This window comes from Bacteroidia bacterium, from assembly GCA_025056095.1.
Taxonomy (GTDB): Bacteria; Bacteroidota; Bacteroidia; order JANWVE01; family JANWVE01; genus JANWVE01.
In genome coordinates this window covers 1-11,188 of the sequence record JANWVW010000077.1, presented here as the reverse complement: position 1 = coordinate 11,188, position 11,188 = coordinate 1, and the positions used below count along the sequence as shown (strand labels likewise).

General features: G+C 35.5%; 6 protein-coding genes. 1 reads left to right on the top strand and 5 read right to left on the bottom strand.

What is annotated here, in order from left to right:
* Nucleotides 1–169: 169 nt before the first annotated feature.
* The 5 genes from NZ519_07275 to NZ519_07255 form a co-directional block, all read right to left on the bottom strand.
* Entirely contained in the window at nt 170–5,353 is a 5,184-nt protein-coding gene (locus NZ519_07275; GenBank protein ID MCS7028555.1) for a translocation/assembly module TamB, read from the bottom strand.
* Nucleotides 5,354–5,527: 174 nt separating this feature from the next.
* The gene (locus tag NZ519_07270; GenBank protein ID MCS7028554.1) at nt 5,528–5,941 is read right to left on the bottom strand and encodes a TraR/DksA family transcriptional regulator; all 414 of its coding nucleotides are present in this window, start codon (nt 5,939–5,941) and stop codon (nt 5,528–5,530) included.
* A 32-nt stretch (nt 5,942–5,973) separates the two neighbouring features.
* Nucleotides 5,974–6,468 (bottom strand): NADH-quinone oxidoreductase subunit C, encoded by a 495-nt coding sequence (locus tag NZ519_07265; protein MCS7028553.1) that lies wholly within the window; start codon nt 6,466–6,468, stop codon nt 5,974–5,976.
* 128 nt (nt 6,469–6,596) lie between these two features.
* Nucleotides 6,597–6,728 carry a hypothetical protein gene (locus tag NZ519_07260; protein MCS7028552.1) on the bottom strand — a complete coding sequence of 44 codons (132 nt, stop codon included), beginning with the start codon at nt 6,726–6,728 and terminating at the stop codon, nt 6,597–6,599.
* A gap of 25 nt (nt 6,729–6,753) precedes the next feature.
* Nucleotides 6,754–10,509, bottom strand: coding sequence for a HAMP domain-containing histidine kinase (locus NZ519_07255; GenBank protein MCS7028551.1), 3,756 nt, complete (start codon nt 10,507–10,509; stop codon nt 6,754–6,756).
* Nucleotides 10,510–10,600: 91 nt separating this feature from the next.
* Here NZ519_07255 and NZ519_07250 point away from each other — a divergent pair, with 91 nt between their 5' ends.
* A complete protein-coding gene (locus NZ519_07250; GenBank protein MCS7028550.1) occupies nt 10,601–11,047 on the top strand; it encodes a nucleoside deaminase in 447 nt (148 codons plus the stop codon).
* Nucleotides 11,048–11,188 lie beyond the last annotated feature (141 nt).

Below are 11,188 nucleotides of genomic sequence, written 5' to 3'. Positions count from 1 at the left end.
TTGATTTGAGGTCTGCTCCTCAAAATGAGTTAATTTTTCTTCTAGTTGTTGTTTCTCAGCTGCATGAAGTACACCAACAAAGTCATTGATATATCCTGTGGGCTTTTCAGGAATTTGTGCTTTAAGCGCAGTGAATAACAAACTCAAACAAATAACTAGAAAACCACACTTATTTAGTTTCATTTTTCTTTGATTTGTTTTTACGTTTGAATACTTGGCTAAGTTTGCTGGTAGTTTTAGCAACATTATTAACTTGGTAAGCAGAGAACTTGATAGCATCTCCGGCTACGTTTACTCCAAGTGCAATGGCATTTTTAGGTGTGTTAGCAATATCCTGGAATAGTTTTTCTACGTCTTTTTTGAGCATTTGTCTGCTTTGGTATCCTCTGATGCGGGCAATTTCGGCTTCCTCGTAGCTGTTTCTGTGTAAAAAAGACCATAGCTCTGAAGGTTTATCAAAGGATTGTCTGTAAAATAGACCTACACCTTGAATGTTACTGTTTCCTGAGAAGCTGTTAAAGTTATCTACGCGATTGAAAAACTCTATGTTAAAGCGGTCAAGGTTATCCAAACGCACGCGCAAAGTAAGATTTCCTGCGATGATACGATTAGAAGTGGGGTCATTAGGATTAAAAAGCGTTCCTGTTCGTTCCAAACGAATGCGATTGCTAAAAAAGTTTTTTCCTAAGGTAATATCAGCATCTCTAAGCAGTTTTTGATGCCCTAGTGCAATACGTATATCCATTTCAGGAGTAAGTTGAGAGAGCCACAAGCTAAGTTCGTTAGAAAGCAGTTCGATTCCTGTGCTAGCGGCTACAAAGGAAGGATCAACGTTACTGTTAGCAGTTGGGGGAGCATCAGAAGGCGTAACAAAACGATTCAAAACCAATAAGCTGAATACTTGTTGATTACGCTCTTGCTCGTTCAAGTTCCATTGTGCTTTTAAGCGATTTAGGCGAACAGATAGTTCAGAGGTGTTTCCTGCATCTAGCCCAGGGAATTCAATGTCTGTTCTAAATATAGGTGCAGATAAGTTTCCTGTCATATTCATAATAACAGCTACGGGTAGCAAGCGGTTAAAGTTAGTTGCTTCTGATGTACCGATATTTAAATCTTTGGCTGGGGCGCGTGTGTAATAAGCTGCACTTAAATTGAGCTTGGCGGCTACGGGGTCCCCATCCCAAGTAATAGTACCTCCTTTCTGTAATATAAACCGCTTTTTGATAATATTTTCCGCAGTAAATAAGTAATTTCCATCTATTACCTCAACATTGCCATTCATTTCAAATGTCTCATCTATACTGTTAATAGTCATGCGAACTTCACCTTTGGTACGAGCATCAATCACATCGCCTGTTCTTTCATCAAAAATAATTCTGAATCGGTTAGTGTTTTCACGTAGCTTAAATAGCACGTCCATTTCAATACCACTTAAATCTGCTTTTATTGTCTTTTTTAAGTCCGTACTATCTTTTACAAAATAGATATAGCTTTTTTCCGATACTTCTCCGCTGCTGCCCAAAGGTAGATTGATAACAGTTTGAGTTTTGTCATTGTCTATACTCAAATTTCCTGTGTTATACGTACCTACGTCTGTGCTTAATTCACCTGATATTTTGATATGATCTAAATTGCCCCTTACTCGCAGACAACGAGTAGTGTCTAGAGTAGATATAAAAGCCCTACCGTAGTATAGGGAATTATCTTTGAGGGTAGTATTGAGCGCTAAAAATTTATCCATGATAATTCGGTTGATATTGAGATACATATCATTGAAACCTTCATGGTAAATTACTCCTGATATTTTAGCCGTGCCACCTAAGCTGTTTGTCTGAGGTAAATTTTCTTTGCTTACGCTTCTTTTTATTTCGTTCAAATCTTTGCGAAACTGCCGGGCTAATCGTGCATTGCTATATTTGCTTGACTTATACACACTGTCTAACTTATCAAAATATACCATGGACTTTTCACTGGTATAGCCATTGTACTCTAAGTCTTGCTTAATTTGACTAAGTATTTCATTCTGTTCGGGAAATATTTCTTGACCTTGTTTTTGAAGCTGAACAATCTTTTGGCTGATAAGGTTAATTTTTTCTTTATTTTCTCGCAAAAGCTCACAGTCTTGTAGAACTAAATTATTAAACAGAATTTCATCATGTCTGCCAACATGTCTGAAAGTAATTATAGGGTAAGGAATAGTAGCTAATCTTTGTCTATCTGCGCTAAGCTGATAGTATGTATTTGTGTATTTTACTCTAAAACGCAAATTATGTAGCCCAATAGTCCCTAGTAGAGTAGGGGAATCAGATGCTCCTGTTACGCTTAATTTTCCTGTAATGAAGCTTTTTTGCGAAATGCTGTCTATTTCTCCTGCTAAAAAGGGTTCAAATTTTTTGAGATATAAAGTATCTATGACTAAGTGTAAGTCAAAAAATTTGTCTTTTTGAGCTAAGTTAATACGACTTTCTTTTTCCTTATGACCTACTTTGGGCTGATAAAGTACCATTCTATAACCTACTTTTTTACCTTGTGCGTCATAGTGTGGTTCAAGTAAGTGGAATTTTTTAAGAGTTAGCGTTTGAGTTTTATTGTCAAATACTTGATACAAGTCAATTGTACCTACTTCTAAATTTGAAATGCTGAAATCTCTTATTTTACCATTAGCAGCTATTTTGAGTGAATCGCTTAAAGCATAAATTATATCAGTACCTAGCTCTGCTTTACCTTTCATATTCAAACCTTTGATTTGTAACACCTTAGCTAGTTCGGCTAGGTCTAGCTGAGTAGTATATATGCTTAGCATATCCTTGGGGTCTTTGCTGATAGTGCCCTCTACTTGTAGTTTCTGGTCTAAGTTCTGCAAAGTAAAGTCCTCTATTTTGTAGAAATTATCTCGTAAAGAAATACGATTATTGTCAGACACTTTCCAAACAATAGTGGTATCTTTAATAATTTCCTTGCCCTCTGCATTAGTTAAATATTCATGCCCGTGTAGGAGAATAGTAGAATTTTTTAACGAAGCTAATAGGGTATTTTTCAAAAATCGCCCTTTACCATTAAGCTTAATCTCATGTTGAGTAGGTAAGTGTTTTAGTCCTGTCCGGAACGTAAATAGGGTATCTAACCAAACTCCACTAAAATTGATATTTTTCAAGTGGACAGAGGTGTCTTTTCCGATAATGCAATTGTCTAAGGATAGACTTGTCATTCCTACTGCGTGATATACGTTTTTAGGCTTAGATATATCAAGATCAAATTTGAGCTTATTCAGGTGTATGTTGTCGTAAACAATACTATCCGAACTAAACTCTTCAAGGTCAAAAGCAAAATTTTCATCTACTTTTATTCGCCCTTTAAGAGTAGTATTTTCTGCCATATCTAAGGATATAGTGGGATCAATAAAATGAAGTAAAGGTTTAGCTTTGCGTATTTGAATTTCATAAACAAGGTTTTCTTTGACCTTAGAGGTATCAATTCCTGCCCCAGGACGGCTTTTGTAGGTAGTATCTAACTTATGTTTGAAATATTCTGTAAATTGTTCTACCATACTACCTATTTCTGTAGCCAATTCAGAGAGAATGTAATTTCCTTTTATTGATACAGATGCAAAAGGAGTGTATAAGTTCAAATCCCTTTCTGTGGTAGTTGAATCTATTTTTTTGTAATCCAAAGTAAGATGACTTTTACCATCAAAAACAAGCTTTCTTTTATGCTGTTCTAATGTAGTGTTATTCAGGTAAAGGTTGGTTTTAAGATTGTGCTCATCATCTCCTTGTCCTTGCAAAACAAAATCAGTAGTAACGTAAAAAGGATCAGGTGTGGCTTTGAAACGTTTGAGATCTAATTTTTGTACATGTCCTTTAAGGTCGTATATGGGTAAAGTATCTTTTCGCTTATCTATCCAGCCTTTGGCATATATTCCCCAAGTAGAATCTTGAATACTTAGTTCGCCCTTATAGGTAGGTCCATCCATTTTAAATGCAGTTTTGACATTTACCAAGCCAAAACCTAATACATTTACTTGGCTAACTAGTGTATTGACCTCTAACTGCATGCTTTTAGGGTCAAAACCTTTACCTTTTAATTCGGTTTCTAGGTCAATTTGGTTAATTTGGGAGGAGTCTAATTGCAGAATTTTAGATAGATTAAAATCTTTGAGTGCAATTTTGCCCGAGTATTCATTCGTGTTAATGTTATAGTGCAGGTCAGGTTTGATTATACCTTGCGGAGTAGCAATGCTTCCCTTAGTAACAAAATTATGATAAAAACCTGTGTATTTAACATCTAAACGGGTTATACCTATTCGCTTTATTTCTGGAGGTAAATCTTTGGCAACAGAGGGCATCATGAGATTAAAATCGTTGTAAGCTACGTAAGTAGAGTCTAGTTGAACGTCAAAAATGGTATTTTCTATATCTGGCAGTCCATTTACGCGCCCACGCAAATGAATTTGAGTATTATTTCCGTATTCAATATCCATTCTGCGAATGTTGAGTTTGTTCAGCTTGCCATCTATGCGAGTAGAAATTTTAACAGGTCCTTTTAGGTCGTGATACTCTTCGGCAAACATTGCAATATCATCTAATTCATAAATGCTTGGATACAAGTCTAATGTAACTTTATTGTCAAAGTTGCCAATATCATTCAAATTTTTGTATTGAATAGATGCACTGAGATGTATATCAGAGCGGTTAGTTATTAAGCGTAAGCGGTTAGCTTTCATTAAAGTGTCGGACATTTCAAAACCTGTGGAAAGATGTTTAATATGCGTGCCTGAAGTTTTATCGTAAGCTGAAAGGTTACAGATATTAGCTTTAAGCGTGCCTTTTTCATCTATTGCAAAGGAAAAATCCACGTCTGCATTTTGAAGGTTGAGATTATCAAAAGCAAGATAAACAGGTATAGGAGGGTGTTTAAGAGTAGTAGAATCGGCGTACAAAAAGCGTAGGTTGCGTATTTTGGCATCAGTAAAAACAAGCGCCCAAGCTGAACTTGAATTTTTAGAACTTGTATCGGTACTAGCGAAAGCATCAAGTATGTATTGGTAATTCCATGTTGAGTCTTTTAGTCTTCGGTAGATATGTATAGTAGGGGAAATAATTTCAGAGTGGCGTACAAAAATGCGTTGCTGAACCAAGTTCAGACCAATATCCGAGAGTTCAACCTTTTGTACTGCAAAAAGAGTGTCTCTTTGTCTGTCTAATACCTGTACATTTTCCAACAAAATTTTATCAAACAAAATAATACGTACACGCCCTATGCAGACAGGTGTGCCTAATTTATGAGAAAGGTACTCCGCACCAATACGAGCAAACACATTTTGAACATGTTCAGTTTGTATAGCGCCTAACATAAAAAGCAGGAATACCGTTGTTATGACGGTTCCGTGCTTTATCCCCCAAAATACGCGCTTATACACAAGATTAAAACGAAAAAAGGATAAGCAAAGTTAAGAAAAATACGGTGAAATGATTTAAAATTTTACAAGCAAATAAACTCTCACGCATTAAATAGGTAGAGCTTGGATTTAATCTTTTTGAAGCTTTTTCATCTGTACGCAAGTTTGAGTATGAGGTACAATCATTAGTCGTTCCTTTTGTATCAGTGGGCAGGTATCGCATAGCATTTTAGGTTCATCTTTGCAATCTTTATTTATGCCATAGGTACCTTTTTCAATCCGTTTGAGTGCTGCTTCTAAATGGCTGATAAACTTGGCTTGGCGAGATACAATTAAATTTGCTTTTTCTTTTTCCATAGCATCGCTGCCCACATCAGCAATATGGGCAGAATAGGGCGTTCCGTCGGAAGCTGAATCTAATTCTCGGGATAAAATCTCCTGATAAATCTTGAGCTCTTCGCGAGCAGAGTCTAACTTACGCAAGATAATTTTTTTGAATACTTCTAACTCTTCACGAGAGTAACAAGTTTTTCTTTCACTCATAGGCTAATTGAATTAAATAGTTTAACATTATTTTACTTGTAAGGTTTGGGTGGATCTTTTTCAGGCAAAGGGATGCTTCCTGGCACACCAATTAAAGGAAATTCTTTTCGCAAAGGATAATACGTAAAGTCCTCAGGTAGAAACATTCGACGTAGGTCAGGATGGTTATCAAAAATAATTCCCATCATATCGTAGGCTTCTCTTTCATACCAGTTTGCAGACTTCCAAATTTCTGTTAAACTTGGTACATGAGGATTATCCTCATCTACTCGTACTTTTACTCTTATACGTATCCCTTGACTGTATGAAACTAAGTTATAGGCAATTTCAAATCGTTCCTCTTCTGTTAATCTATCTACGGCTGTGATATCAATCAAACCTTCGAAATGGAATTCTTCTTTAAGTGCCTTCATAAAAAAGAGTAAATCTTTTACTGCGATTAAAAAGTTGTGTTCACCTGCGTAGGTAGTGTAAGCTAAAATATAAGCGGCGTACTTTTCTTTTATGTTTTCTATGATTGGGTTCATGGTGCTAATATAGGTAAAAAATTTTGTTTCAAATAATCAAGATTACAAAAATTCTGTAAAACATTTTAAGTAGCACATGCGGTTTGAGGTAATTGCTTTTATGTGTTTTGAGTGGTTTTATGTTTGATCTAAAATGACTTACTTAATTTTTTGGGCGTGCCCCTTGCTGACGCAAGGGTCGGGGCATTCCGCACATAGCCCGTAGCACGCCGACCTTGTGGGCATGAGCGCCAGCGAAATGCCCACAAGGGCACGCCCAAAAGATCATAAAAAATCAAAATCAAATCACTTTTCAAAGGAATCCCGATACGCAGGTAATGTAATGTAAAAAGTTGTACCTATGTTCACTTGGCTTTGAACAGATATACTACCTCCCGCATTCTCTATGGCTCTTTTGCTAATAGCCAAACCTAATCCCGTACCTGAACTTTTTGTGGTAAAATTCGGTTCAAAAATATGCTCTAAATGCTCTGGATCTATACCACAACCTGTGTCCTTAATCGTAACTTGAATTAAATTCTCTTTGCTTTCCAAAGAAATGGATAAAACCTTTTTAGGACTGCTTTCCATCGCTTGAACGGCATTTTTGATTAAATTTTGAAAAGTTCTTGAAATAGCTGAAGCATCCGCATAGATAAAACAAGGTTTTTGAGGCATTTGCACTTCAAAAGTAATCTCTTTGTGATTTTGATATAAAGCAATGTTTTGTTTGAGCAGCTTTTGGACTTCTATAATTTCAGGTTCTTGTTGTTGTAGTTTAGCAAAGTTAGAAAAAGAGGTAGCAATTTCGGTCAAAGAGTCTATTTCAGTCAATAAGGTTTGAGCTGTTTTTTGTATCATGGCAGATAAATTAGGGTGTTTATCTTGATAAGCACGTAAAAGGTGCTGTACGCTCAATTTCATTGGAGTAAGGGGATTTTTGATTTCGTGTGCAATTTGTCTTGCCATTTCTCGCCAAGCTGCTTCCCGTTCAGACATAGCCAGTTTCCGCTCACTTATTTCTAACTTTTCTACCATTTGATTGTACGCATCTACCAAAGCTCCAATTTCATCATTTGACTTCCATTCCATTTTTTCATTTTTTCGCCCTAAACGAATTTGCTCAATACGCTGCTTCAATACATTAAGCGGATGCGTAAGCGTACGGGATAAAACTAAAGCTAAACCTGATAAAAGCAACAAAATAATTACATAAATGCTGATAAGATAAGAAATAAATCGGGCTACTTCTGCATCTAATTGTCCCTGCCGAGTAATATACGGCATGTTCAATACGCCTAACATGTTCAAATCTTTGTCAATTACAGGAACATAAATGCTAATATACGAAATTTTACCTATACGTTCATTTTGGATATACTCCTGCTGATACTGCATGTTCAAATAAAAATATGCCTTAGGGTGGATAGTGGTTGAAAGCAAACCTAATTCAAAAATTTTGGGCTGCGTAGAAACAACTAACTTACCTTGCTTTGAGTATAAATTGACATCGCTTTGAGTGAGAATGGATATGTCTGATACTAAATTTTGTAAAGTCGTAGAATACTGTATAAAATCTTGCTCTGACAAATGTTTAGCTTGAATGGCTGCTAATACTGCCTGCGTTTGACGCTTCAACTCTCTTTGTACCTCTTGTAAATAGCTCTTTTTGATGAAAGGAATAGAGATAAGCCCAATAATAAGCAGAGGTATTAAACTCATCAGTAGCAAATAAACTTGAATTTTGGTACGGTAGTATAGATTAAATCTTAGTCCTTTTCTTTTTGTATAGTGTTTTATCCAATAAGGCAGGCTTAAAACCAAAAGCAGTATTCCCCAAGCATATATAATATATGAGAAGAGCGCAAAACGTTCAATAAAATCAGGCAACTTTCTAGTTACGATAATAATCTTTTGAGGTTCAGGACAGTAGATATAGTGCAAATAAGGTTTGTTTTCTTGCCAAATACCTTGCAGTTCATATAAGTGAGTTTTACAAATATTATTCTGAAAGCTGTAATCATAGCTACCTTGCATGCTTACCAATTGATTAGCATAATACACGGCATAACTATACTTGTCAGAAACTCTCTGCAACAGTCTTTGCTGCTTTCTATCTACCAAAAAATTAGGATATAAACCATTTTGGTACACTGCGTTAGGAACAAATTCAATGTGTATATTGACAGTTTTATCGCCTTGTGTGAAAGGAATAATCCCTACGTACAAGTTTTCTATGAACTCTCGGTTGTATGGAATGAAATATAGTTCATTTTGTATTTTGTATTCCTTTTTGAGTGTAGTTTTTTCATTGACGCGTAAAATGTTATTTTTAGGATTGTACAGCACTTTGTGGTTTGCATCTGTGATGGCAATATCACACGTATAGTATTGAGTAATGTTTGTGATTAAACGCTCTATTTTTTGAATAAGGGCTGGGGTATAAGCACTGCTATCAGCAATAAAGCGGCTAACGAAAGCGTCTTTTTTAATTTGTTCGCTAATTTCACTAAATAAGCTTTCTAATACTTCATCGTGTTGTTTAGCTTTTCGTAAAGTAAATTGTATTTGCTCTTGTCGTTGCTTTTCTTCAGTAAAAAAGTTAAGGTATAGCGTTAAGTTAATGCTGAAAATAAGTATGAGCATCAAACTGTGGTTAAAAGTAAAAAAGAGTTTTTGTTTATATTCCGTATGATAACGAATGTAGCTGAATGTGAGAAAGTAAGAAGGAACTACCCAAGCTAATAAATAAAAATCTACTTTGCGAACCCAAAAATTAAGTCCTATTACTACAATATGGGCTAAAATAAGTAGAATTGCGTATCTGAAATTGTATAAACTTATCCAAATGCCAATCAAGCTGTATTGTATCAAAAAAATACATATAAAAATGAGCATAAGTGAAAGAATGGCAATACCTGTGTAAATATCTATTTGCGGACTTTGCGTAGTAAAATCAAAACGAATGTTAGAGTGTATGATAACAGAGCGTACAATTTGTTGATAGACCCAAGTAACGGCAACAAAAGTTAGGTATATTCCTATCAAAAAAGCTATTTTTATGCTTGTTTTTTTCTCGATCCAAAAATTTTGAGAAACTTTCGGAAGTAATGTATAGTACCATTCAAAGGTTAGCCATAGCCCCAAAATAGTATTGATAAGCAAATCACCTAATGAAGCACTCCAAATACTAGAAGCGTAGTAAGTAGGGGAAAAGAGCGGTACTGTATAATACTTTTGTGGGAAATGATAGTATATCATCGCATAGCGAGTTAGAATAATAATTACTGTCAAAATAGAAATACGAAAGAAGCGAGAAATATGAGTTTGTTTGAGAGTGTAATGGATTACTAACAACAAGCAAGCAATCCATGCAAAAACACTCCATGTAAAATACTCTTGTACAGGAAAAATTTGATTAGTTTTTATTTTAGCCTGAACGCTGATTACATATTCTTTTTGCCGATTGTAAATCGGAATAGAAGATATGTTTGTTGTATCTGAAACGAGCTCAAATTGAAAAGTTTTGTCGTCAAAAATAGAATAAGACTGAATATAGGTATTTTCAATGCTATATTTTTTGCACAAAGGGATGACTACAAACACATAGCCGACTATGTCTTGCTGTGGGCTGGTAATCTCACCTACTAAACTATAATACACTATGTTTTTTTTAGTAACAGTGAGAGGTTTTTTCAGTGCTATTTGTGTATCCCATTCTGCGTTTGTGGGCATGTATTCATTTGTATTCCAAGCTATCAAGCGGTGGTTATAGTCTAAGACATATACATAAAATTTTTCGGCATCCTCAATTTTATTGATTTTTTCAAATAAAACAGGTTGGTAATAAGGTAAAAGCAAAGTATCTACTCTTTGCTGATGACAAAGTTCATAAAGCAGTGATAGACCTTTATTCTCAATTTCTGTAAAGGTATTTTGTACCACTTGTTCATGTAGGCTTTTTAGGTTTGTGTAAGTTTCTTTTTGTTTTACATACAAAAAAATAGCAATTCCTAATCCTATCCACAGCAAAGCCCAGTATAACCATAGCATTTTTTTCATATTTTGCAAAGTTAAAGATAAGCCCTTATATTTAGCCTACTATTGAAAAACAAGGTTTTTCAAAAATATCACCTACATTTGACAATGTAAGATGAATTCAGAACATGAAAAATACATGCGCATAGCTTTACAGCAAGCAAGTCGTGCTTTTGAGCAAGGTGAAGTACCTATTGGCTGTGTGATAGTTTCTAACACTACTCAAACTATTATTGCAAAGGCTTACAATCAAGTAGAAACGTTGCAGGACCCTACTGCGCATGCTGAAATATTGGCTATTACGGCGGCTTGTACGTATTTAGGCTCAAAATATCTTACAGATTGTACTTTATATGTTACTCTTGAACCTTGTTTAATGTGTTTGGGAGCTATTTTTTGGGCGCAGCTCTCGCAGGTTGTTTTTGGTGCTTATGAAGCAAAATATAGTGCTATGCATTCCATAAAACTGCTTTTGGATAAACGAATTTCCATAGTAGGTGGAGTACTTGAACAGGAATGTAGTACTTTGATACAAGAGTTTTTTAGGGCAAGGCGAAAATAACAAAACTACGGCATTGCAAATTTTGTCTATGACATACCAAGCTTGCAAAGGATAATGTATAGACTAAGTTTTTAATTTTTTTGGGCGTGCCCTTGTGGGCGTTTCGCTGCGCTCATGCCCACAAGGTCGGCGTGCTTCGGG